Here is a 22778-nt window from a genome sequence, read left to right on the forward strand (position 1 = left end):
TTGCCTGTGAAAAACGCACCCTCGGGTGCGTTTTTTTATGGTTGCGGCAAGCCCGGCTTAAGCCGGTTTCTTGCGGTGACGCAGCCCGAGCTGAATGCAGGAAACCACCACCAGCAGACAGCCGAACAGCGACAGCAGCAGCGGGATCTCATGCCAGAACAGCCAACCCCAGGCGATGTTGAACACGATGCCGATATAGCGCACCACCGAGACCACGATCAGGTTATCGGAAGAGAAGGCCTGGGTTAAGACGACCTGCCCCAACAGCGACACCAGGGCGATGGCGAGCAGAATGGCGAACTGATAGGCGTTGGGCCAAACGAACGCGTTCCACATCAGCGGCAGCGAGATCAGCGTTGCGATGAACAGGAAGTAGAACACGATCTCGTAGTTGTGGTGGCGCTTGCTGAGTTTGTTGACCGACAGATAGGCGATCGAGGCGAACACCGCGCTCATCACGCCGACCAGCGAGGCCAGGGTATAGGCCGAGAAGTGCCACGGCCGCACCAGCAGCACGGCGCCGATGATGACCATCGCCAGCCAAAATGCGGTATTGGCGTTGACCCGTTCACGCAGCACCAGCAAGGAGAGCAAAATGGAGAAAAACGGCGACAGATAGGCCAGCATGCTGGCGTCGGCCAGCGTCAGATGGGCAATGCTGTAAAAATAACAAATGAGATACAGCCCGCCCATGGTGCCGCGCAACACCAGCAGCGGCCGGTCTACGCGGCTGAAGGCGATGCGGTGGCGGTACATCAGCAGCAGAACCAGCACACAGCCGATGCTGCTGCGAAAGAATACGATTTCACCGGTGGGAATAGCATCGGAGATGGTTTTAACCAGCGCGTTCATGACGCTGAAAATCAACGAGGCAAAAATGGCCAGTAGCGCACCCTGATTCATGCTTGCCTCCGCCATTGTCGGTAAATGATGTCCGCCTGCTCGTCGCAGGTATCGTCCAGCAACGAAGGATGGCAATGCTCGGCGCCGATCCGGGTGACGAAGTGCTGCAGCGCCTGCTGAAAGCGGGCCAACAGACGCTGGGCGGCGGGCATCTCGACGTCAAGCCGCTGCGCCAGTAAGACCAGGACGCGCAGTTTGCGTACGTCCTCTTGCGGCACGCGCGGCAGGCGCCAGCGCCCCTGGGCATCCTGGAAGACGCGGGCGACCCTGACGGCGGAAAAATCATAGTAGCGGCCCTGCGCGTCCGGCTCGGAATAGGGATCGACCAGCAGCGCGGTATAACGCGTAAACAGCGCATAGCATTGCTCCGTCGGCGTGAGCTGCGGGAATTGGTCAATCCAGCTGCGGCTCACCATGCGGGGCGGAACCGGGTAGTTGTCGTCATTCAAAAAGCGCAGCAGGTTAATGGCCTCGATGCCGAGCCGGTTGAGCAACTGCTGGTAATCCTGCGAGAGCGCCAGCATGTCGGCGATCGCCTCGGGACAGATGGGGCCCTCGGGGTGGGTTTTATACAGGTACTGGATCGGCCCCTGCGGCTGGAATATCGCCTGCAGCGTGGTATCGGCCAGCGCCAACGGAGGATGAACATAATTGGTGATGCTGAAGCGCTCGGCGGCGAGCAGGCTGTCGCAGCGTTGGGCGTCAATGCCGTGACGCGCCAGCAGCGAGCAAAGCCAGTCGAGTTCGGCGCAGTCTGACCTTGCGCCTGCACCGGCCAGATAAATCCGCTGCTTGAACGCCTTGGTGTAGGCGCGGTAAGGCTGATCGGTGTTCTGGTACTTGGTATCGGCGTAGTAGCTCGACAGGCTGATGACCTCGACGTGGGATTGTCCGGCGTCCTGCAGCAGGCTTTGCGCCATCAGGCCGGAGCCGATGGAGGGAGAGAGCAGGATCAGTGAGCGCAGTTGGGGCAACGCCGCCCATGGCACCTGTCGCAGCACGTCATGGTATTGATCGGCGGGGACGGCAAGGATCAGTCGGTGCCAGTCGCCGCCGACGAGCGCCAGATCATCGTAATAGCGATCAATCGTCACCTGCGCATCGTCTTGGGTGCGCTGCGCCTTGCCGGCGCCCGTCAGCCACAGGCTGGGCGTGTGCGCCAGATGTTGCTTCAGGCGGCGCCCTTTTTCGCTGGGGCGGTTGTACAGGCCGATGCGCGCATTGGCCGCGGCCTTGATGTCCGCAGCCAGTTGGATCGCCGCCGGGCCGGCGCCGAGGATCAGGGCGGGAAAGGCATTATTCATGGCGGTGGGGCTCCAAAATCAACAGATCGTACAGCGGGGTGGCGAGCGGTTTACCGCTGACGCGCCAGGGCGAGCCGGCGGCCTGGTGGTGGTAAGGGCAGTTGAAGATCGACTTGAGGCCGTTGCCATAGCGCACCAGCAATTTGCCGCACTGGGGCAGCAAAGGCCGCAGCGCCTTCAGCAAACCCTGCTTGTCCGCCACCAGGGAGGCGATGATGATGTGATCGATATCGTTGCGCGTCAGGCCGTTCAGCTTGTCGATGCAGGGCATCTGCTGCACCAGCCCCAGGTGGCGCGTGAGCCGGCGGGCAAAACGCTGGGCAGCCGGATCGCAATCGTAGCAAATGACGGTGGCGGAGAGCCTGGCGACCAGCGCCAGCGCCGTGGTGGGCAATGCGCCGCTGCCCACCAGCAGCACCCGTTCGCCGGGTTTAATGTCGGCGGCCGCGATCTCCAGCTGCAGCGCGCGGTCGAAACTGTTCAGGTAGGCGTTGGTTTGCGCCGGTTCCCGGCACAGCGCCGAGACGCGATGTTTCTCGTAGTCGCACAACGCGGCGTTGGCTGTCGCCCGCAGTTGGGCGATCTGCGCCGTTATCAAACGGTCGTTTTCCAGTTTTCGACGGTAGGCCTGCAGCTGTGGTTCGTCGTTAAAGGCCTGCAGGCGGCTGAAGCGGCGTTCCAGCAGGGAAAAATGGCGCCGATCTTGCCGGGCGGAGCGGTGTAGCTGGTGAATTTCCTGTTGCAAGCCGGCGAGTTGCGCCAGCATGTCCGCCTTGGTCAGAGTGTACATGGGGATTCTCCGTGTGCGTGTAACAGCTGTGTCGGCAGCAGATAGGGGTAGCCCTGCGGGCTGACGCCGTTTTCGATGCCGACGCCAAATACGCGAGACACCATCGGATGTCCCATCATCTGATGGGTATCGCCGTGGCAAACGACGCGTCCGTGCGCGAGCAGCGTGAGTGAGTGGCAATAGCGCAGCGCCAGCCCCAGATCGTGGATCACCAGCAGCGTGATGCAGCGGTGACGCCGGCCATAGTCGGCGATCTGATTGAGCACGCGCAGCTGGTGGTGGATATCCAGCGCGCTGGTGGGTTCGTCGAGCAAAATGATCTGCGGCTGAGAGACGAAGGCCTGAGCCAGCATCACCAACTGCCGCTGCCCGCCGCTGAGACGGTTGAAGGGGCGATCGGCGAGCGCGGAAATGCCGCATTCCGTAAGCGCCTGCTCGACCGCATCGGCCTGGGCGGCGCTGACGCGCCAGCTCAACTGGCGTACCTTGCCCAGCAGCACCATGTCAAAAGCGGTCAATGCCGAATCGCAGCGATTAAGCTGCGGCACATAGGCGATACGGCTGGTTTTCGGATCGAGAGGGCGTTCGCGGTAAGCGATCTCGCCGCTGCATGGCACCATGCGATTAATCGCTTTGAGCAGCGTCGATTTGCCGGCGCCGTTGGGGCCGATGATGCCGCCGAGCTGCGCCTCCGGCCAGCTCAATGAAACGTCTGCCAATAGCGAGCGGCGATGCAGCGAAACGCCGACGCGGGTGAGGGTCAGTTGAGTCATGGGCGTTTAACCTGTCGAGTGACGAAGTAAAACAGCACCGGCACGCCGATCAGGGCGATAACGATGCCGATGGGCACCACGCCGTTCGGCATCACCAGCTTGGCGACGATCGAGGCGCACAGCAGCAGCAGGCTGCCGCAGAGGGCGGAAATGCAGATCAGGTAGCGCTGATCCTCACCCACCAGAAAGCGGGCGAAATGCGGGGCGATCAGCCCGACGAACCCGATGGTGCCGACAAACGAGACCGAGGCGGCCGTCAGCATGGTCGCCAGCAGAAAGGCCAGCTTGCGCAAGGCGCTGACATTGATGCCCAACCCCAGGGCCTGCTCTTCGCCGGCGGACAGCGCCGTCAGCCGCCAGGCGAGCCGCAGACTGACGAACAGCGCGCACAGCAACACGACGCCGGTGATCGCCACGCCGTGCATATTGGCTTTGAGCAGGCTGCCAAACAGCCAAAAGACAATTTGCTGCATGGCTTCCGGCGAGGCCAGAAACAGCAGCAGCGATTGCAGCGACTGAAAGAAAAACAGCACCACGATGCCGCTCAACACCAATATTTGCGGCGTCATGCCGCGGCGTTGTCCCAGCAGATAGATAGGCACGCAGGCGAGCAACGCCATCAGCGAAGCCAGCAGCGGCGTGCCCAGCGCCAACGCGCCGCCCAGGCTGAAGCCGGTGAGGATCGCCAGCGCCGCGCCGAACCCCGCCGCGGCAGAGATCCCCAGCGTATAGGGGCTGGCGAGGGGATTGGCCAGCACGGTCTGCATCAGCAGGCCCGCCAGCGCCAGGCTGGCACCGACCACCAGGGCGGTGAGCGTCATTGGCAAGCGAATCGACCAGAAAACCACCTGATGCAGCTCGTTGCCGGGCGCAGAACCGGGCCAAAGCATCCGCACGATATCCGTGAGGCCAAGTTGCGCGGCGCCGACGGTGAGGTCGATGGCGGTCGCCGCCAGCAGCGCGCCGAGCAGCGCCAGCGTCAATAGCCCGCGGCGCAGCCTGCGCCGTCGCAAAAACGCACGTCCTGTGTGGGCCACGGTTATTCTCCTTGCCAGCGTTGCAAGAAGACGCCGTCCGCCTCTATCGGCAAATATTGATGGTAGAACTGCGCCAGATTGCGCGCGGGATCAACATCGGCAAACGCGACGGGATAGAGCGCTTTCGCCAGATACTGGACAAAGATAAAATCGTATATCGTGCGCGCGCCGCCATGGTAAAGCGCATAAAGACGCTGATTTTTTACCGCCGGCAGCTGCGGCCATCCCGCCCGCCGGGCGTATTGCGTCAGGCGCGTCTGTAGGGGGGCTGCCTGCGTGCCGTAGCCCATCGGCACGGCGTTCGGCATGTTTTCCCAGTCGCCACCGGCGAGAAAAATCACCTCGGGCCGTTGGGTCAGGACATAGTCGGCGCGCAACGGAGAAGGGCTGCCGACGACGCCGGCGGCGATATTGTCGGCGCCGGCCAGCTGCAGCAGCGGCCCCCAGATCGATGCGCCATAGCTGCTGCCGTACTCGCCGGGGCCCTTGTCCCCCAGCTCAATGTAGGTGACCGGCGGCGGCAGCTGCGCCTGGCGGATGCGCCGACGGGTATCCTCGAGGCTTTGGCGATATTCGTCGGCCAGCCGTTCCGCTCGCTCGGCGTGGCCCATCGCCTGGCCCATTAACCGGATGCTGGCGAGCTTGACTTCAACGCCCTGATTGAAGTCGACGACGATGTAAGGAATGTTGAGCTGTTGCAGCACCGGCAGGTAGTTGGCGAAGCCGTCGAGCTGCCACTTCGCCAGGATCAGCAGGTCTGGTCGCGTGGTCAGCAGGCGTTCAAAATCGAAGCTCTGGTTATAGAGCGAACCGACATCGACCAGCTGAGCGAGCCGTGGCAGCGCCGCCTGATAGCGCGCCCATTGGCTGGCGCGCAACGCCCAGTCGCTTTTGGAGAAGGCGACGACCTGTTGATAACTCTCCGGGCCGTTCACCGCCAGAAAATCTTCGTAGTAAAAACCGATATAGGCGCGCTGTGCGGGGGCGGCCAGGGTAACCTGGCGTCCTTCAACGTCGGTGAGGTGAATTTCAGCGTGCGCGACCTGGCAGAAAAGCAGCCACGTCGCCAGCATCCAGACGATACGCGATAACATGATTGACATCCCTTTACGATTAGTTGTGATGTTATAATGTAACAATTAATCGCGAGATTCAAACTTTCGTCGCCGCTGAATCAGGCGGGGCATGATGAAGCGCGCTGAGCGTATATTGGCCTATAAAGCGTGAGGATAACGGTTCTCGTTGTCATGGCGTGCGGACAAAGAAATTTTTCTGCAAAATCCCTCCGCCTTGCGCAACAATCGTTTACAATTTGCCAAATCCCGGTCGCGCGTCGTTTTTGTAAAGTTTCGTATTTTTAGTAGGTTAATGGCGCGCGACTCTTGAAACTGTGACGAATGCCCATACGATCTAGGGTATCTTGGACAGCGTTTTGTTAACATTTATGAGGAAGTAAACATTTTATGATGCGTATAGCTCTGTTCCTGCTCACCAACCTGGCGGTGATGTTGGTTTTCGGGCTGGTGCTCAGCCTGACAGGAATCCAATCCAGTAGCGTTCAGGGCCTGATGATCATGGCCGGTCTGTTCGGCTTCGGCGGCGCTTTCGTGTCGTTGCTGATGTCCAAGTGGATGGCGCTGCGCTCCGTCGGCGGGGAAGTGATTGAACAACCGCGTAACGAAACCGAAAACTGGCTGCTGGAAACGGTGCGCCGTCAGTCGCAGCAGGCGGGCATCGCCATGCCGCAGGTCGCTATCTACCACGCGCCGGACATCAACGCCTTCGCCACCGGCGCACGCCGCGACGCCTCGCTGGTCGCCGTCAGCACCGGCCTGCTGCAGAGCATGAGCCGTGACGAAGCGGAAGCGGTCATCGCGCACGAAATCAGCCACGTCGCCAACGGCGATATGGTGACCATGACCCTGATTCAGGGCATCGTGAACACCTTCGTGATCTTCATTTCGCGCCTCATCGCGCAGGTCGCTGCCGGTTTCCTCGGCAACCGCGACGGGGATGGCGAAGGGGAAGGCAACGGCAACCCGATGATTTACTTCGCGGTGTCGATGGTGCTGGAACTGGTGTTCGGCATCCTGGCGAGCATCATCACCATGTGGTTCTCGCGTCACCGCGAGTTCTATGCCGACGCCGGCTCCGCCAAACTGGTGGGCCGCGAGAAGATGATCGCCGCCTTGCAGCGTCTGAAAACCAGCTATGAACCGCAGGAAGCGGGCAGCATGATGGCGTTCTGCATTAATGGTAAATCCAAGTCGTTCAGCGAGCTGTTCATGTCGCACCCGCCGCTCGACAAGCGTATCGAAGCGCTGCGTACCGGCCAGTACCTGAAGTAATCGGCTGAATGAAATGAAAAACCCCGGCTTGCCGGGGTTTTTTTATGTCCGCTATTTCACCTCGCGGCTGGGCTGCGCCGTTTGCGTCGTCGGTTGAGTGATGCGCAGGCTGCTGACCGCCGCAGCCAGGGTGGCGAACACCCCAGCCAGGATCAGTGAAGCGTGGGTGCCGGAGGCCGGGAACAGGTTGAACATCAGCGCCACCAGCGCGGCTCCCGAGGTTTGCCCCAGCAGGCGAGCGGTGCCCAGCATGCCGCTGGCGCCGCCGCTGCGGTTGCGCGGCGCGGCGGAGATGATGGTGTGGTTGTTGGGCGACTGGAACAGGCCGAAACCGGCGCCGCACAGCACCATGCGCCAGATGATGTCCATATTCGACGGCGCCGCCGGCAGCAGCGCCAGCGAAAACAGCCCGAGCGCGAACACCGCCAGCCCAATGCAGCCCAGCAGGCCGGCGTGCACGCGCTCCACCAGCCGACCGGCGATCGGCGCCATCACCACGATCGCCAGCGGCCACGGCGTCAGCAGCAGCCCGGTCGCCACCTCGTCGCGGCCCAACGCGCTTTGCAGGAAGAACGGCAACGACACCATCGCCAGCATTTGCGCGGCGAACGAACAGATTGAGGTGCCCATCGACAGGGCGAAGATCGGGATACGCAGCAGGTCGACCGGCAGCAACGGAAATTCCTGGCGCAGCTGACGGCGCACGAACACCGCGCCAATCGCCAGCAGTGCGGCGATTTCGCTGAAGATCAGCGTCAGGCTCTGGCCCTGGGCGAAGCCGCTGATGGCGGTGATCAGCAGGCCGAAGGTCAACGCGTTCAGCACGGCGCTGGTGGGATCGAAACGGCGGTTATCGCTTTTCTGGCCGTTGGCCGGCAGGAATTTCATCCCCAGCAGCAGTGCGACGATGCCGATCGGCAGGTTGATGGCGAACAGCCACTGCCAGGATGCGACCGACAGGATCGCCGCCGCCACCGTCGGCCCGGCCGCCGAGGAGCAGGCGACGATCAGCGAGTTGATGCCCATGCCGCGGCCGAGAAAACGCTGCGGGTAGATGATGCGGATCAGCGCGGTGTTGACGCTCATGATGGCGGCGGCGCCAAAGCCTTGCAATACGCGGGCGATGGTCAGCGTGAGCAGCGAGTCGGACAGGGCGCAAAACAGCGAGGTGATGCTGAACACCAGCAACCCGGCCTGATAGATGCGGCGATAGCCGACCAGATCGCCGAGCGAGGCCAGCGACAGCAGAGAGACGGTGATCGCCAACTGATAGGCGTTGACCACCCAAATGGAGCTGGCCGGGCTGGCGTTAAGATCGCGCGCGATGGTGGGCAGCGCCACGTTGGCTATCGCGCCGTCGAGCACCGATACGGTAATGCCGAGGGCGATGGCGAGGATCGCCCCATAGCGTTGCGGGACGGAGAGGCCGTCGGAACAAGAACGCATGTTGGTCTCAGCGGTGTTTATTCAGGGGAGTATTATCATGCTAATCATAATCACCTGCGATTGCATGCCCGTTGCCCGCTTAATTGTAAATAGCGGTGAGCGGGCCGGGGTTATCCATTTGGCTTCAATCGCTTAGCGCCCATGTGCGTTGCGCGTCGCGATCTGTTCCGATTATACTGAAACCCTTGTTTAAATTTCCTGAAACAAAACCGTTAAGTAGGGCATTCACCATGGCTAACGCAGATTCAGACAAGCAACCGGATGCCGTCTCATCCGTGATGAAAGTGTTCGGCATTTTGCAGGCGCTTGGCGATGAGCGCGAGATTGGCATTACCGAGCTGTCCCAGCGGGTGATGATGTCCAAAAGCACCGTCTACCGTTTTCTGCAAACCATGAAAGCGTTGGGCTACGTATCGCAGGAAGGCGAGACGGAAAAGTATGCGCTGACGCTCAAGCTGTTCGAACTGGGCGCCAAATCGTTGCAGAACGTCGATCTGATCCGCAGCGCCGACGTGCAGATGCGTGAACTGTCGAACCGCACCCGCGAAACCATCCACCTCGGCGCCCTGGATGAGGACGGCATTGTCTATATCCACAAGATCGACGCGATGTACAACCTGCGCATGTATTCGCGCATCGGTCGTCGCAACCCGCTGCACAGCACCGCCATCGGTAAAGTGCTGCTGGCCTGGCGCGATCGGGAGGAGGTGGCGCAGATCCTGTCGCAGATTGAATTTACCCGCAGCACCGAGCATACCCTGACCAGCGCCGCCGAACTGTTGCCGGTGCTGGATCGGGTGCGTGAGCAGGGATTCGGCGAAGATGCCGAAGAGCAGGAGGCGGGGATCCGCTGCATCGCGGTGCCGGTCTTTGACAGGTTCGGGGTGGCGATCGCCGGGCTGAGCATCTCTTTCCCGACGCTGCGCTTTTCCGACGCGGCGCGGGAGGAGTATGTGGCGTTGCTGCACGTCGCCGCCCGGCGCATCTCCGAGCAGCAGGGCTATCACGACTACCCGTTCTGACCGTCGTTTCGATGAGCGAGGCGCTGCCATGGCAGCGCCTTGTTGTTATTTCGCGCCGGGCGTCAGCCGCTGAGAAATCCGCTCCAGCACCAGCATCAGCAACAGCGTGGCCGCCACCAGGATCATGGTCAGCGTCGCGCCGTTGGCGATGCTGCCGCGATCGGTCAGGCTGAAGATCGTGACCGGCAGCGTCGCCCAGCTCGGCGGGTAGATCATCATGGTCGCGCCCAGCTCCCCCATCGACAGCGACAGGCTGAGTGCGAAGGCGGAGATCATGTAGGGAGCGATCATCGGCAGGGTGACGTGACGCAGGCGGAACAGCGGCGACGCGCCCAGGCTGGCGGCGACGTTCTCGTAGTCGCCAGGCAGCCGGGTCAGCCCGGCCATCACGTTGCCGAAGGTAAAGGCGGAAATCAGTACGAAGTGGGCGGCGGGCACGATCAGGAAGGTGCCGTTCATCTGCAGCGGCCCCTGGCTGAACGCCACCAGCATTCCCAAACCGATAGAGACCGAAGGCACCGCGCTGGGAATGAAAAACAGCGTGCCCAGCAGCCGCTGGCCGCGCCCCTGATGGTGGCGCAGCGCCAGCGCCGCCCAGGTGCCGCACAGCAGCGCGAACAGACTGGCGCTGAAACCGATAGCCAGACTGGCGACCAGTGCGTCCCAGGAGGCGCCGCTGAACGCCTGGCGGAAGTGGTTGAGGGTGAAGCCGCTCGGCAGCACGCCGTTCCACTGCTCACTGAGGCTGGACATCAGGATCACCGCCAGCGGCAGGCAGAAGAACAGGGCGAACAGCGTGACCGTCAGCGTGCAGGTCAGGGTGCGGCTGGTGCGAGACCAAATCAACATCGTCAGTTCCTCAGCCCGGCGCGCGCCGCGGCGTAGCGGTAAAGGGAGAACAGCCCGAGCGACAGCGCGATATTCACCACGGCGATGGTGCAGGCGACGGCGTAATCCGCCTCCAGAATCGCTTTGGCGTAGACCATCATCGGCAGCGTGGTGACGCCCTTAGCGCCGATAAACAGCACGATGCCGAACTCATTGGTGGTCAACAGCAGGCACAGGCTGCCGCCGGCCAGCAAGGCCGGCAGCGCGGCCGGTAAAATCACCTGGCGCACCACGCGCCCCGGTCGGGCGCCGAGGATGCTGGCGGCCTCGAGCTGGCTGCGGTCGATCTGCGCCAGTGCCGCCATCAGCGGGCGCATCACCAGCGGCGTAAACACGGTGATTTCGGCCAGGATCACGCCCCAGATGGAGTAAAGAAAGTCCACCGGCGGCAGGGTGAAACCAAAGGTCGCCATCAGCGTGCCGTTCAGCAGGCCGGCGGAGCCGTAGATAAAGGTGAAGGCCAGCGTGATGAGGAAGGTCGGCATGGCGATAAAGGTATCGATCACCCGGGCGATCAGTCGGCTGCCGGGGAACGGCGTGAATACCAGCAGCAGCGACAGCAGGGTGCCGAGCACCAGGCAGCCCAGCGTCGCCAGCAGCGCAATCTGCAGCGTGTTGAGCAGAGCGCCGACAAAGCGGTGGGATTCGAACACCTGTTGCAGCGCGGCGGCGCTGAATAGCCCCTGATCGTCGGTAAACGCCTGTTTGACGATCAGCGCCAGCGGGTAGAAAAACAGTGTCGCCAGCACCAGCAGCGGCAACAGGATCCACAGGCGGCGCGGCAAACGCAGCCGCAGGGCCGGGCGAATAAGCGTAGAGTCGGTCATGTCAGTCCTCGATCAGTACCGCATCGTCGGGGGCGAAGTAGAGCGGCACGCGCTCGCCGATCTGCGGCATCCGGCTGCGATGAGTGGTGACCACGCGCAGCGGATGGCCTTCCGCGTCGAACTGCAGGTGCGTCAACTCTCCCTGCCAATGAATATCATGCAGCGTGCCGATGATGCAGTTGCTGCGCTGGGCATCGGCATCGAGCGCAATGTGCTGTGGCCTGATGCACAGCAGCTTGTCGAAGCCGCGTTGTGCGCCGTAAGTGAAACAGCCGATCACTTTGCCGGCGCAGCTGACGGTGGTCATGCCTTGCTGCGCGGTAGTTTCCAGGGCGGTAGCCGGCAGCAGGTTAGCGCGGCCGAGGAACTCGGCCGCGAAGCGGTTCGTCGGATGATGGTACAGCGCGCGGGTTTCGCCGTGGGCGATGAGATGGCCGTCGCGCATGATGCCAATCTTGTCCGCCAGCGTCAGCGCTTCGCCCTGATCGTGGGTGACGTACAGGATGGTCAGATCCGGCAGCTCGCGGTGCAGGCGTGCGATCTCTTCCACCATGCTGTGGCGGATTTGCGCGTCCAGCGCCGACAGCGGCTCATCCAGCAGCAATACTTTGGGGCGCACCGCGATGGCGCGGGCGATCGCCACCCGCTGTTGCTGGCCGCCGGAGAGCTGGTTGGGATAGCGCTTGGCGTAGGCGGACATGCCGACGATGGCCAACGCCTCTTCGACGCGCTCGGCGGTCAGGCCGCGCGGCTTGCCCTGCGCGCGCAGGCCGAACGCCACATTGTCCTCGACGCGCATATGCGGAAACAGCGCGTAGTTCTGTACCACCATGCCCAGGCCGCGCTCATAGGGCGGCACGTCGGTGACATCGACGTCACCGATGGCAATACGCCCGGCGGAGGGCTGCACGAAGCCGGCGATCGCTCGCAGCACGGTGGTTTTACCCGAGCCGGAGGGGCCGATCAGCGCCAGCACTTCGCCGGGGGCGATGGTGAGCGTCAGGGGTTTCAGCACCTCGGTGCCGCGATACGACACGCTGACGCGGTCGAGCTGAATGCCCGACGGCCCGGCGATGTCCCGGCTGCTATCCCGCGCCTCGGCGCGGGAAGTGAGGGTAGAAGGCATGGTCAGCGTCATTCTGTCACCTTGTGCCAGCGGGAGATATCGGCGGACAGGCTGCTCACCACCTGGTTCCAGTCCGGCGCCCAGATCTCTACACCCTGCAGCGCGGCCTGCGACTGCCTGAAGTTATCGTCGGTCGGGGTGACATCCTTACGCACCGGCATGCCGTAGGAAATGGCGCTGACGCTGCTCTGCGCTTCTTTGCTCAGCAGGAAATCGATCAGTTTTTTGCCGTTGGCGCTTTGCGGCGCGCCTTGCACCAGGCCGATGTAGTAAGGCAGCACCAGCGTGCTGCGTTTGCCGTCCGGCCCGGCCGGCCAGAACACCTTGACGTTCGGGTTGCTGCGCATCTGCGCCAGGTTCATCTGCAGATCGCCGTTGGCCACCAGCAGCTCCCCCTTATTGACCAGCGCGGTCAGCTTGCCGGTGGAGGCCGAAGGGCCGACGTTGTTGCTTTGCAGCTTGCCGAGGTAGTCGAAACCGGCATCTTTGCTGCCGAAGCTGTGAAACGCCTGCAGCATCACTGCGGTGCCGTCACCCGCCTGGCCCGGCGTGGAGTACTGCAGCTTATTGCGGAACTGCGCGTCCAGCAGCTGTTGATAGCTGGCAGGCGCCTGCGGCAGCAGTTTGGCGTTATAGATGAAGCTCAGGTAGTTGTTCACCAGTGGCACGAACTGCGGCTGGGCGTCGGCGATCTGCGCCGCATCCTGCGGGGTGAAATCCTGCAGCAGTTTTTCCGCGGCGGCGCGCTGGATGAACGGCGGCAGCGTCACCAGCACGTCGGCCTGCGGGTTGCTGCGCTCCTTCGACAGGCGCTCCACGATGGCGCCGGAGCCGCCTTCGACGTACTGCACCTTGACGCCGGTCGCCTGGGTGAAGGCGTCGAACTGGGTTTGATACCAGCTGTGATCGCCGTCGTGCAGACCATCGGCGGAGTAGACGGTCACCACCGCATCGGCGGCCCAGGCCGGCGCGGCGCCGAGTGCGATGGCGGTCATCACGACCAGACGAGAAAATTTCATAGCTTCAGCCTCACTGTTGCGGGTTAATGCGAAACTGGTATACACCAGATATGCGGCCAAGCTAATCGGCAAATATGACAAACAAATGAAAGCGGCAAAATATATTTGCCTTAAAAGGGGGATCGAGCGTGGGTGAGGAAGGCGGGGCGGCGGGCGCCGGCCCCGTGATAATCGAGGTTAGAGCGTATCGACTTCGATGCGCAGGCTGTCGTGGCGCCAGTATTCAATATCGAAATCGAGGATGCGGCCGTGCTGATCGTAATTCAGTCGACGCAGCAGCAACGCGGGCAGGCCGACCATGGCGCCGAGCGCGTTGGCGGCGCGGTAAGGCAGGGCGGTCGGGTAGAACGACAGGTGCATGTTGCTGTAAATCAAATCGTAATGCTGTTGATAAACCTCGGTCAGACTGCCGTTGAGATCGTGACTGAGCAGTTCCGGCACCCGCTGCGGCAGGCAGTGGTTCTCGCAATAGCAGATGGCGCGGCCGTCGGCATAGCGCACGCGGCGCAGCAGATACACCTGATCGAACGGTTCGAGCGCCAGCGGCTGCATGACGTCGAGCGGCACCGTGGTTTTTTCGCCGGACAGCAGCGCGGTGCGCGGCGTGCGCCCTTGCTCCTGACAGAGACGGTGGAAGTTGGTGTTCTGCGTCGGATCCAGCCACAGCCGTTCCGGCGTGACGAACCAGCCGCGGCGATCGGCGCGGTAGATGGCGCCGGTGGCTTCCAATTGCGCCAGGCTTTCGCGAATGGTGACGCGGGTGGTGGAGAAGATGGCGCACAGCTCGCGCTCCGAAGGCAGCTTATCGCCGGCCTGCAGCGCGCCGCGGGTGATGCGCGCCTGGAGCTGATCCTTGATCTGCAGGTAGTGAGGCATATCGCCCTGATGTTCTTTCATTTCATCTCGCTATGGCATCGGCCCGACATTCCGGCACGCGCTTATTATACATAGCCAGATGAATTTTTTGTTTCACCGCGCTTTGTCGTTTGACCGGGGCAGGAATTTGCCGCCACAATGATCGCAATCTGGTATAGACCAATAGGTGAATAACATGTCCGATCGTAACTACCTGCTGTTGACCCCCGGCCCGTTGACCACGTCGAAAACGGTGAAAGAGGCGATGCTGTATGACAGCTGCACCTGGGATGAAGATTACAACCTCGGCGTGGTGCAGCGCATTCGTCAACGGTTGGTGGCGCTGGCGACGCCGTCTGCCGGTTATACCTCGGTGCTGCTGCAAGGCAGCGGCAGCTTCGCGGTAGAGGGCGTGCTGGGCACGGTCATCGGCCCGCACGACAAGCTGCTGATCGTCAACAACGGCGCCTACGGGGCGCGGATGATCGAAATGGCGCGGCTGATGGATATCGACCACCATGCTTTCGACTGCGGTGAGGTGAATGAACCGGACGTGGCGGCGATGGGGGCGGTGCTGAAAAGCGATGCGCGCATCAGCCATATCGCCATGGTGCACTGTGAAACCACCACCGGCATGCTCAATCCGCTGCAGAAGGTCGCCGGCCTGGCGGCGCGCAATGGCAAGACCTTTATCGTCGACGCCATGAGCAGCTTTGGCGGCATCCCGTTGGATGTGGACGCGCTGGGCATCGATTTTCTGATCAGCTCCGCCAACAAATGCATTCAGGGCGTGCCGGGCTTCGCGTTCGTCATCGCCCGCCGCAGCGAGCTGGAGAAATGCGCCGGCCGTTCACGCTCGCTGTCGCTGGATCTGTATGCTCAGTGGCGCTGTATGGAGGATCAGGCCGGCAAATGGCGCTTTACGTCGCCGACCCACACCGTGCTGGCCTTCGCGCAGGCGCTGAAAGAGCTGGAACAAGAGGGCGGCATTGCCGCGCGCCACCACCGCTATCAGGCCAATCAGCGGCGGCTGGTGGCGGGTATGCGCGAGCTGGGTTTTGAGACCCTGCTGGACGATGCGCTGCACTCGCCGATCATCACCGCGTTCTATTCGCCAAAGGCTGATACATACCGCTTCGCCGAGTTTTATCAGCGTCTCAAGGAACAAGGCTTCGTGATTTATCCCGGTAAAGTGTCGCAGAGCGACTGCTTCCGTATCGGCAACATCGGCGAAATCTATCCGCAAGATATCGAACGTTTGCTGGCGGCCGTCGGGCAGGCGATGTACTGGAATCAATAAGGATTGACCATGAAACAGATCAACGCAGTGATCCTCGACTGGGCGGGCACCACGGTGGACTTCGGCTCCTTTGCGCCAACGCAGATTTTCGTCGAGGCGTTCAAGCAAACCTTCGATATCGACATCAGCCTGGCGGAGGCGCGCATTCCGATGGGGCTGGGCAAATGGCAGCACATCGAGGCGCTGGGCAAGCTGCCGGCGGTTGACGCGCGCTGGCGGCAGAAGCTGGGACGCTCGATGAGCCATCAGGACATTGACGCGCTGTATCAGGCGTTTATGCCGCTGCAAATCGCTAAAGTGATCGACTTTGCCGATCCCATCGAGGGCGTGCCGCAGGCGATCGCCGCTCTGCGCGAACAGGGCATTAAAATCGGTTCCTGCTCCGGCTATCCGCGCGCGGTGATGGAAGTGCTGGTGCCCGCCGCCGCGCAGCGCGGCTACGCGCCGGATTACTGGGTCGCCACCGACGATCTTGCAGCCGGCGGGCGACCGGGGCCGTGGATGGCGTTGCAGAACGCGATCGCGCTGGGCATCGATGCGGTGGCGCATTGCGTGAAGGTGGATGACGCGGTGCCGGGCATTGCCGAAGGGCTGAACGCCGGGATGTGGAGCGTCGGGCTGGCGCTGTCCGGCAACGAGTTTGGCGCCACCTGGCAGGAGTATCGCCGGATGACGGCAGGCGAGATAGAGCGCCGCCGCGCGGCGGCCGCCGATAAGCTGTACGCGGCGGGCGCGCACTATGTGATAGACACGCTGGCGCAATTGCCGGCAGCGATTGCCGACATCAACCGGCGGTTGGCGAACGGCGAGCGGCCGTAACGACCGAACGCGGGGCATAAAAAAACCGGGGATTATCCCCGGTTTTTTCGTTCTGAGACGGCGTTAGCGATGCGCCAATTCGACTTCGTCTTCGCTGTCCATCACGGCTTTGTCGGTTTGCTTCATCAGTTGGCTGGTGATGGTGCCCGCCGCCATGGAACCGTTGACGTTCAGCGCGGTACGGCCCATGTCGATCAGCGGTTCGACCGAGATCAGCAGCGCGACCAGCGTCACCGGCAGGCCCATCGCCGGCAGCACGATCAGCGCAGCGAAGGTGGCGCCACCGCCCACGCCCGCCACGCCGGCGGAGCTGATGGTGACGATGCCGACCAGGGTGGCGATCCACACCGGATCCAGCGGGTTGATGCCGACGGTCGGCGCCACCATCACCGCCAGCATCGCCGGGTAGAGGCCCGCACAGCCGTTCTGGCCGATGGTGGCGCCGAACGATGCCGAGAAGCTGGCGATGGATTCCGGCACGCCCAGGCGACGGGTCTGCGCTTCCACGTTCAGCGGAATGCTGGCGGCGCTGGAGCGGCTGGTGAACGCGAAGGTGATCACCGGCCACACCTTGCGGAAGAACTTCATCGGGTTAACGCCGGTGAAGGCCAGTAGGACAGCGTGAACCACAAACATGATGGCCAGGCCGATGTACGAAGCCACCACGAAGCTGCCGAGCTTGACGATATCGTGAATGTTGGAACCGGCGACCACTTTGGTCATCAGCGCCAGCACGCCGTACGGCGTCAGCTTCATGACCAGACGCACCAGCTTCATCACCCAGGCCTGCAGGGTGTCGATAGCCACCAGCACGCGCTCGCCTTTCGGCTTGTCGTCTTTCAGCAGCTGCAACGCCGCCACGCCGAGGAAGGTGGCGAAAATCACCACGCTGATGATCGAGGTCGGGCTGGCGCCGGTCAGATCGGCGAACGGGTTTTTCGGGATGAACGACAGCACCATCTGCGGCACCGTCAGATCGGCCAGTTTACCCACGTAGTTGGTCTGGATCGCCGTCAGGCGCGCGCTTTCCTGCGCGCCCTGCACCAGGCCTTCGGCGGTCAGGCCGAACAGGTTGGTGACCAGCACGCCCACCAGCGCCGAGATCAGCGTAGTGAACAGCAGCGTGCCGATAGTGAGGACGCTGATTTTGCCCAGCGAAGAGGCGTTATGCAGCTTGGCCACCGCGCTCAGGATCGAGGCGAACACCAGCGGCATGACGATCATTTGCAGCAGTTGCACATAGCCGTTACCGACGATGTTGAACCAGCTGATGGATTCTTTCAGTACCGGGTTATCGGAGCCGTACACCAGCTGCAGGCCCAGACCGAACACCACGCCGACCACCAGGCCGACCAGCACTTTTTTCGCCAGGCTCCATTGCTTGTGGCGGGTTTGCGCCAGCAGCAAAAGGAGCGCGACAAACACCAGCACGTTAATCACGAGCGGAAGATTCATCCCCAATGTCTCCAATAATCTTTCTTATAAAAACGACTACGCATCACGTATGTCACGATGTAAATATCGTAACAGTTTGCTGAGTGGCCTACTTATATCCAAATGGAATTTGATATAGCTTTTTGTGTGTTTTTGTTCGTTTTATATACATCAAGGTGATGTGTTAGGCGGTTTTTTGTGATCAGAGTCTGATATTTCTGATTTGCTCGACATAGGATTGCACCGGCAGGGTGAAATCACCTTGCCAGCAGATGGCAAACGCCACCAGGCACAGACACAGCACCCGCTCCAGCTGGTTGCCTTTTTGCGAGTTGAGCAGCGGCAGGCGAAAACGCCAGCGGCATGGCCACAACAGCGGCACGCCGGCGGGGGTGAGCATATCGGCCAACAGATGGCTGAAGTAGCCGATGATCATGGCGTGCAGCGCATCGGCCGGGATCGGCCAGCTGCGCGGTACGTCCAGTTGGAACAGCGCCATGCCGCCGGCGATCGCCAGCAGGCTGTGGGTGAAACCACGGTGGCCGAAGGCGCGGGCGATGGGCAGGGCAATCCAGCGCAGGCGCTGGCCCAGCACCGACTTGGGGTGATCGATGTCCGGCAGCAGCGAGGTCAGCAGCGCGGCGGGTATGATGTGCCACCAGTCGCCGGTAGCCAGCTCTGGCGTCACTTCCGCCTTCTTGGCGAAGATCGCGCAAGCGACAGAGAATATAAGGTGTCCTTCCGCGGTCATGCTGTTGCGATTCCGGCTGGTAAACTGTTAATTTATCCAGTATATGGGAAAATTCCCAGTAGTGGAAGCAGTTACCCTGTAACCAATTGTTTATTTTCCCCTGTTTTACAACGGCTTGTTACGGCAATGGGTAACAAATCATCGATTTTGACGGGCGAGAACAAAAAGCGGGCAATGGGGGAGTGAAACGGAAAGCAACGAGCGCGGTTTTACGGTGTGCGGCGGGAGGAAGCGGCGGCCTTGAAGCGCGCTGCGTGGCAGTGACAACGCGCTGCGGGCCGTCGCTTTCCCTGCCATGCAGCATAATGAGAACGTCACGCCAATTCAATAAAATGAAACGGTGTTTCGTTTATTTTGCGGTTCGGATCTCTTTTATGCCGCAGGGCGCCGGTGCCCGGCGCCGCAGAATCAGGCAAAGTGGGCAGGGGTGAGCTGTTCGAGGGTCTCCAACTGGTGATCCGCCAGCGCCCAGCGCGGGTCGTGGCGGTATTCGGCGGCCGGGATCACGATGGAACGCATGCGCGCGGCCTTGGTGGCGATCATGCCGTTAAAGGAGTCTTCCAGCGTGATGCAGCGCAGCGGATCGCTGCCCAGGCGTTCGGCGGCGATCAGGTAGACCTCCGGATGCGGTTTGCTGTACGGCAGGTATTCGGCGGAAACCAATTGATCGAAGTAGCCTTCAAGATCGAACATCTTCAGCACCTGCCGTTGCATGTGCAGCGGCGAGGCGGAGGCGAGACCGATGTTCAGTCCCTGGCTGCGGCACAGCTCCAGCGCCTGCCGGACGCCAGGCAGCAGCGGGCGCGTCTCGTGCACCAGCTCGATGGCGCGCTCGATAATCCGCGCCGACACCTCTTCAAGCGTAACCCCTTGCCACGGCATCGCCTGGTACCACATTTTCACCACCAGATCGATGCGCAGCCCCAGCGTGTCCGGCAGCTTGTGACGGTCGGACAGATCCAAGCCCAGCGCGCCGAAGATATCCAGCTCGGCCTGCAGCCACAGCGGTTCCGAGTCGATCAACAAGCCGTCCATATCAAAAATTGCGGTTTCAATGCGTTGCGAATAAGCCATTAGCGGTTAACTCCTGCCGGCGCGGGTGAATGTGCCCGACACTTTATCATCGCCGGTGACGAGACTAAAACCTTTGCCTGCGCGTGTGGCTTTTGCCAAAACGCAGGATATTCCACACCTCGCGCAATTTTAGCCACCATCGCTGGTGTTGACGCTCGGAAACCTGTTGCAACATGCGCGCATAGTCCAGCACCAACCCCGGCGTCCAGGTCATGCTTTCACCGCGGCTGCGCAGAACTGCCAGCATCCACAGGTTGGGATCGAGCACCAGCAACAGAAAACGGCGCCACAGATGTTTATCGCCCAGCACGCCTTCCAACGCGCTGTCGAGCGCGCCGATGACCGTGGTGGAGCAGTTGCGCCGGGTCAGATTGTAGGTGGCGTCCTGCCGATAACGCAGCCAGAATGCGCGCAGCGCCGCCGGGTTATAGCGGTAGAATTGAATTTTCTTGTCCGGTGGGCACCAGGCGGCGATCTCGCCCGCCAGGTCGGGCAGGAAACGCCCGTCGACGTTGTTCTGTTCGCCGGCGTGCAGCAACTGACGGAAATCCTGAACGGAATGGCTGATGTCGTTGAGTGGGTAGTGGCTGATATACACATCCGGCGCGAGCGCCAGGGCGGCGTGACCGGTGGAGATATTGCCGCCGCCGTCGACCGCCGCGATGTATCGGTCGACGATGTAACGCCGGCGCGGATCTTTAGCCGCGCCAATCGGTGTCCAGACATACACCGTGAGCGGCGCAGTCTCATCCTCCGGGTGCGGTGGCTGCCGCGCGGGGTGCTGATTCAGAGAGAAGTTTGTCAGTCTGCGGGCGATACGCAATAAAGCCCAGCCGGAAAGCACCATCATCACGCCGAGGCAAAAGGGCACCGTCATCCGATGCGGCGCCGGCCAGCCGATAAAAATCATCAACGAAAGCAGGATCTCGCCGCCGCCCGCCAGCGCTACGGCTTTCCATCGATTGTGCTGAATCACCGTGGAGGAGGCGATGCGCACGGCGCCGTCAAGCAGCAGCGCGCTGCCAAACACCACGGTGGCGACGATGTTATCGTCTGCGGGCACGTCCAACGTTAAAAAGGCCATAAACACGAAGCCCAGCCCCTTCAGCAGCACCGGCCTGCTGGCCGAAGAGCCGATCACCAGCGCGGCGGATACCGCCACCAGCCCCTCCAGCGCCAGGATGACCGCCAGCGCATCCAGCGCCAGCACCGACCGGCCATCCTGCAGTATGTCGAACAGCATCAGCGCCCCTGCGGCTATCCACAGCCAACCGAACAGCACCAGCAGGCGGCGCTGGCCGTGCAGCGCCTGCGCGCCCAGCAATAAGATAATCAGTCGAATCATGGCGGCCTCTGGCTAAACGGATAACGTTATCTCTTCAATGATAGTGCCCGGATGTCGTTAAGCAGTTGATTTCGGCGAATTCGGCTAAGCTTGTAGCACAGCGGGAATGAAGAAAACGGTGGGCGAGTTTCGCCAACTGCAGGTAGACTTAGCCGATTCGGTTACGTCGTTAACAAGGGGAACACATGACGTATCAACAGGCCGGGCGTATCGCCATTTTGAAACGCATTCTCGGATGGGTGGTTTTTATCCCGGCGTTGCTGTCGACGCTGATTTCCGTGCTGGGCTTTATCTATCAGCACAGTGAAAAAACCAAAGGCATCAACGCAGTAATGCTGGATTTTGTCCACGTGATGGTGGACATGGTGCGTTTCAATACGCCGTTCCTGAACCTTTTCTGGTACAACTCGCCGGTGCCGGACGTGGATAAAAGCCTGTTCAGCGGCGCCAATTTGATGTTCATCATCATCTATATATTGATCTTCGTCGGGCTGGCATTGCAGGCTTCCGGCGCGCGCATGTCGCGTCAGGTCAAGTTCATTCGCGAAGGACTGGAAGATCAGATGATCCTGGAGCAGGCCAAGGGCAGCGAAGGGCACACGCGTCAGCAACTGGAGGAACGCATCACGCTGCCGCACCACACCATTTTCCTGCAGTACTTTCCGCTGTACATCCTGCCGATCGTGATTGCGGTGATCGCCTGGTTCGTGATCCGCCTGTTGGGGCAGTTGGCCGGCGCGGCCTGAACCATGAACGGGGCGCCGAGCGGCGCCCCGGAACGTTATGACGCTTCCGGCTGCAACAGCGCCTCCACCGCACGTTGCGCAGCCACCAAATGCTGGCCGCCGAACAGGTTGCTGCGGTTGAGCAGGTAGTACAGCTGATACAGCGGCTGGCGCTCGATAAACCCGGCCCCCAGCGGCCACACGCTCTGATAGCCGTCGTAGATCTGCGGCGGCAGCTCCGGATACAGCGGCAGCATCGCCAAATCGCACTCTCGGTCGCCCCAGTAGCTGGCCGGATCGAACAGTATCGGCCCGTGGGCGGTCATCGCGCAGTTGCCCGGCCACAGGTTGCCGTGCAGCAGGGAAGGCTGCGGCTGGTGGTGCTGCAAGCGCAGATACACCCGATCGACGATGTCGTCGATGTCGCCGAAGGTCATGCCTTTTTCCGCCGCCAGCTGCAGCTGCCAGCCGATGCGCTGCTCGGCGAAGAATTCCGACCAGCGGCGTTGCCAGGCGTTGGGTTGCGGGGTGGTGGTCAGATCGCTGTCGAAGTCGAGACCGAACTGCGGTTGCTCGCTCCACTGGTGCAAATGCGCCAGTTGTTGCCCCAGGCAGTAGGCGCCGTGAGCATCGAGGGGTTTCAGCTGCTGATACTCCAGCAGCAGGAAGCTGTAATCGCGATCGCTGCCGACGCCGTACACTTCCGGCACCCGCACGCTTTTGCTGCGCGCCAGCAACGCCAGCTGATCGGCCTCGGCGGTGAATATCGGCAGTTGTTCACGGGCGTCGCATTTCACGAACACCTCGTTGTCACCGTAACTCACGCGCCACGCCGGGTGAATGTCGCCCCCGGGCAGTTCAATCCTTTCGCGTATCTCTGCGCTGCCAAGATGTTCACTTAACAGACGGCTAACGGCTTGCCACATGGTATGTCCCCCTCTGTGCTGCCTGATAATTCATTAGGTTAGCGTCTTTCCCGTGGTGAAAACACG

Annotated in this window: 22 protein-coding genes; 5 read left to right on the forward strand and 17 right to left on the reverse strand. The window is 61.7% G+C overall.

From position 1 onward, the window contains the following. Nucleotides 1-57: 57 nt before the first annotated feature. Genes GT753_RS06550 through GT753_RS06575 form a run of 6 tightly spaced genes read right to left on the reverse strand, consistent with a single transcriptional unit; the run spans nt 58 to nt 5901 of the window. Nucleotides 58-903 (reverse strand): DMT family transporter, encoded by an 846-nt coding sequence (locus tag GT753_RS06550; protein WP_049277586.1) that lies wholly within the window; start codon nt 901-903, stop codon nt 58-60. Continuing rightward, on the reverse strand, nt 900-2207 hold the full coding sequence (locus GT753_RS06555) for an opine metallophore biosynthesis dehydrogenase (protein ID WP_160125405.1): 1308 nt from the start codon (nt 2205-2207) through the stop codon (nt 900-902). Before GT753_RS06555 ends, GT753_RS06550 begins: the two co-directional genes overlap by 4 nt. Further along, nucleotides 2200-2997, reverse strand: a complete 798-nt coding sequence (locus tag GT753_RS06560; protein WP_004931490.1) for a nicotianamine synthase family protein — start codon at nt 2995-2997, stop codon at nt 2200-2202. Before GT753_RS06560 ends, GT753_RS06555 begins: the two co-directional genes overlap by 8 nt. After that, nucleotides 2985-3770: an ABC transporter ATP-binding protein gene (locus GT753_RS06565; RefSeq protein WP_004931489.1), complete on the reverse strand. Its 786-nt coding sequence runs from the start codon at nt 3768-3770 to the stop codon at nt 2985-2987. The genes GT753_RS06560 and GT753_RS06565 overlap by 13 nt, the downstream gene beginning before the upstream one ends. After that, nucleotides 3767-4807, reverse strand: a complete 1041-nt coding sequence (locus GT753_RS06570) for an iron ABC transporter permease (RefSeq protein WP_160125406.1) — start codon at nt 4805-4807, stop codon at nt 3767-3769. Before GT753_RS06570 ends, GT753_RS06565 begins: the two co-directional genes overlap by 4 nt. Nucleotides 4808-4809: 2 nt before the next feature. Next, nucleotides 4810-5901 (reverse strand): ABC transporter substrate-binding protein, encoded by a 1092-nt coding sequence (locus GT753_RS06575; RefSeq protein WP_160125407.1) that lies wholly within the window; start codon nt 5899-5901, stop codon nt 4810-4812. Between the two features lie 369 nt (nt 5902-6270). On the opposite strand from GT753_RS06575, the gene htpX reads away from it, so the two are divergent. Beyond that, entirely contained in the window at nt 6271-7155 is an 885-nt protein-coding gene (gene htpX / locus GT753_RS06580) for a protease HtpX (RefSeq protein ID WP_004931482.1), read from the forward strand. A 51-nt stretch (nt 7156-7206) separates the two neighbouring features. On the opposite strand, the gene GT753_RS06585 is transcribed toward htpX, so the two are convergent. Next, entirely contained in the window at nt 7207-8601 is a 1395-nt protein-coding gene (locus GT753_RS06585; protein WP_160125408.1) for an MFS transporter, read from the reverse strand. A gap of 230 nt (nt 8602-8831) precedes the next feature. Between GT753_RS06585 and kdgR the strand changes: the two genes are divergently transcribed. Further along, nucleotides 8832-9623, forward strand: coding sequence for a DNA-binding transcriptional regulator KdgR (kdgR, locus tag GT753_RS06590; RefSeq protein WP_160125409.1), 792 nt, complete (start codon nt 8832-8834; stop codon nt 9621-9623). A 45-nt stretch (nt 9624-9668) separates the two neighbouring features. Here kdgR and GT753_RS06595 read toward each other — a convergent pair whose 3' ends face one another. From GT753_RS06595 to phnR, 5 genes are all read right to left on the reverse strand, one after another. Beyond that, entirely contained in the window at nt 9669-10472 is an 804-nt protein-coding gene (locus GT753_RS06595; RefSeq protein WP_015377678.1) for an ABC transporter permease, read from the reverse strand. 2 nt (nt 10473-10474) lie between these two features. Beyond that, the gene (phnU, locus tag GT753_RS06600) at nt 10475-11338 is read right to left on the reverse strand and encodes a 2-aminoethylphosphonate ABC transporter permease subunit (RefSeq protein ID WP_015377679.1); all 864 of its coding nucleotides are present in this window, start codon (nt 11336-11338) and stop codon (nt 10475-10477) included. A gap of 1 nt (nt 11339) precedes the next feature. Continuing rightward, nucleotides 11340-12470 carry a 2-aminoethylphosphonate ABC transport system ATP-binding subunit PhnT gene (gene phnT, locus GT753_RS06605; RefSeq protein ID WP_041922334.1) on the reverse strand — a complete coding sequence of 377 codons (1131 nt, stop codon included), beginning with the start codon at nt 12468-12470 and terminating at the stop codon, nt 11340-11342. A 2-nt stretch (nt 12471-12472) separates the two neighbouring features. Then, entirely contained in the window at nt 12473-13483 is a 1011-nt protein-coding gene (locus GT753_RS06610) for a 2-aminoethylphosphonate ABC transporter substrate-binding protein (protein WP_004931467.1), read from the reverse strand. Nucleotides 13484-13660: 177 nt separating this feature from the next. Next, a complete protein-coding gene (gene phnR, locus GT753_RS06615; RefSeq protein ID WP_004931465.1) occupies nt 13661-14380 on the reverse strand; it encodes a phosphonate utilization transcriptional regulator PhnR in 720 nt (239 codons plus the stop codon). A 154-nt stretch (nt 14381-14534) separates the two neighbouring features. Here phnR and phnW point away from each other — a divergent pair, with 154 nt between their 5' ends. Then, on the forward strand, nt 14535-15638 hold the full coding sequence (gene phnW / locus GT753_RS06620) for a 2-aminoethylphosphonate--pyruvate transaminase (protein ID WP_160125410.1): 1104 nt from the start codon (nt 14535-14537) through the stop codon (nt 15636-15638). A 9-nt stretch (nt 15639-15647) separates the two neighbouring features. Beyond that, on the forward strand, nt 15648-16457 hold the full coding sequence (phnX, locus tag GT753_RS06625) for a phosphonoacetaldehyde hydrolase (RefSeq protein WP_021505494.1): 810 nt from the start codon (nt 15648-15650) through the stop codon (nt 16455-16457). Between the two features lie 63 nt (nt 16458-16520). On the opposite strand, the gene GT753_RS06630 is transcribed toward phnX, so the two are convergent. From GT753_RS06630 to GT753_RS06645, 4 genes are all read right to left on the reverse strand, one after another. Next, nucleotides 16521-17912 carry an L-cystine transporter gene (locus GT753_RS06630; RefSeq protein WP_004931458.1) on the reverse strand — a complete coding sequence of 464 codons (1392 nt, stop codon included), beginning with the start codon at nt 17910-17912 and terminating at the stop codon, nt 16521-16523. A 181-nt stretch (nt 17913-18093) separates the two neighbouring features. Next, on the reverse strand, nt 18094-18642 hold the full coding sequence (locus GT753_RS06635; protein ID WP_004931456.1) for a metal-dependent hydrolase: 549 nt from the start codon (nt 18640-18642) through the stop codon (nt 18094-18096). Nucleotides 18643-19050: 408 nt separating this feature from the next. Beyond that, on the reverse strand, nt 19051-19716 hold the full coding sequence (gene hxpB / locus GT753_RS06640; protein ID WP_004931455.1) for a hexitol phosphatase HxpB: 666 nt from the start codon (nt 19714-19716) through the stop codon (nt 19051-19053). Nucleotides 19717-19780: 64 nt separating this feature from the next. After that, a complete protein-coding gene (locus GT753_RS06645) occupies nt 19781-21061 on the reverse strand; it encodes an HdeD family acid-resistance protein (RefSeq protein ID WP_160125411.1) in 1281 nt (426 codons plus the stop codon). A 185-nt stretch (nt 21062-21246) separates the two neighbouring features. Between GT753_RS06645 and GT753_RS06650 the strand changes: the two genes are divergently transcribed. Beyond that, nucleotides 21247-21807, forward strand: a complete 561-nt coding sequence (locus tag GT753_RS06650) for a YniB family protein (RefSeq protein WP_004931453.1) — start codon at nt 21247-21249, stop codon at nt 21805-21807. A gap of 35 nt (nt 21808-21842) precedes the next feature. Here GT753_RS06650 and GT753_RS06655 read toward each other — a convergent pair whose 3' ends face one another. Then, the gene (locus GT753_RS06655; protein WP_004931452.1) at nt 21843-22712 is read right to left on the reverse strand and encodes a fructosamine kinase family protein; all 870 of its coding nucleotides are present in this window, start codon (nt 22710-22712) and stop codon (nt 21843-21845) included. Nucleotides 22713-22778 lie beyond the last annotated feature (66 nt).

It is taken from the genome of Serratia sp. Z4, assembly GCF_009900725.1.
GTDB lineage: Bacteria > Pseudomonadota > Gammaproteobacteria > Enterobacterales > Enterobacteriaceae > Serratia > Serratia nematodiphila.

Bases quoted from the DNA above. Each gene is read 5' to 3' on its own strand.
- GT753_RS06555 (WP_160125405.1), bottom strand. From the start codon at position 2,207: ATGAATAATGCCTTTCCCGCCCTGATCCTCGGCGCCGGCCCGGCGGCG.
- phnX (WP_021505494.1), top strand. From the start codon at position 15,648: ATGAAACAGATCAACGCAGTGATCCTCGACTGGGCGGGCACCACGGTG.
- htpX (WP_004931482.1), top strand. From the start codon at position 6,271: ATGATGCGTATAGCTCTGTTCCTGCTCACCAACCTGGCGGTGATGTTG.
- hxpB (WP_004931455.1), bottom strand. From the start codon at position 19,716: ATGGCTTATTCGCAACGCATTGAAACCGCAATTTTTGATATGGACGGC.
- kdgR (WP_160125409.1), top strand. From the start codon at position 8,832: ATGGCTAACGCAGATTCAGACAAGCAACCGGATGCCGTCTCATCCGTG.
- phnU (WP_015377679.1), bottom strand. From the start codon at position 11,338: ATGACCGACTCTACGCTTATTCGCCCGGCCCTGCGGCTGCGTTTGCCG.
- GT753_RS06635 (WP_004931456.1), bottom strand. From the start codon at position 18,642: ATGACCGCGGAAGGACACCTTATATTCTCTGTCGCTTGCGCGATCTTC.
- phnR (WP_004931465.1), bottom strand. From the start codon at position 14,380: ATGAAAGAACATCAGGGCGATATGCCTCACTACCTGCAGATCAAGGAT.
- GT753_RS06595 (WP_015377678.1), bottom strand. From the start codon at position 10,472: ATGTTGATTTGGTCTCGCACCAGCCGCACCCTGACCTGCACGCTGACG.
- GT753_RS06585 (WP_160125408.1), bottom strand. From the start codon at position 8,601: ATGCGTTCTTGTTCCGACGGCCTCTCCGTCCCGCAACGCTATGGGGCG.
- GT753_RS06610 (WP_004931467.1), bottom strand. From the start codon at position 13,483: ATGAAATTTTCTCGTCTGGTCGTGATGACCGCCATCGCACTCGGCGCC.
- GT753_RS06630 (WP_004931458.1), bottom strand. From the start codon at position 17,912: ATGAATCTTCCGCTCGTGATTAACGTGCTGGTGTTTGTCGCGCTCCTT.
- GT753_RS06565 (WP_004931489.1), bottom strand. From the start codon at position 3,770: ATGACTCAACTGACCCTCACCCGCGTCGGCGTTTCGCTGCATCGCCGC.
- GT753_RS06650 (WP_004931453.1), top strand. From the start codon at position 21,247: ATGACGTATCAACAGGCCGGGCGTATCGCCATTTTGAAACGCATTCTC.
- GT753_RS06655 (WP_004931452.1), bottom strand. From the start codon at position 22,712: ATGTGGCAAGCCGTTAGCCGTCTGTTAAGTGAACATCTTGGCAGCGCA.
- GT753_RS06645 (WP_160125411.1), bottom strand. From the start codon at position 21,061: ATGATTCGACTGATTATCTTATTGCTGGGCGCGCAGGCGCTGCACGGC.
- GT753_RS06550 (WP_049277586.1), bottom strand. From the start codon at position 903: ATGAATCAGGGTGCGCTACTGGCCATTTTTGCCTCGTTGATTTTCAGC.
- phnW (WP_160125410.1), top strand. From the start codon at position 14,535: ATGTCCGATCGTAACTACCTGCTGTTGACCCCCGGCCCGTTGACCACG.
- GT753_RS06560 (WP_004931490.1), bottom strand. From the start codon at position 2,997: ATGTACACTCTGACCAAGGCGGACATGCTGGCGCAACTCGCCGGCTTG.
- GT753_RS06575 (WP_160125407.1), bottom strand. From the start codon at position 5,901: ATGTTATCGCGTATCGTCTGGATGCTGGCGACGTGGCTGCTTTTCTGC.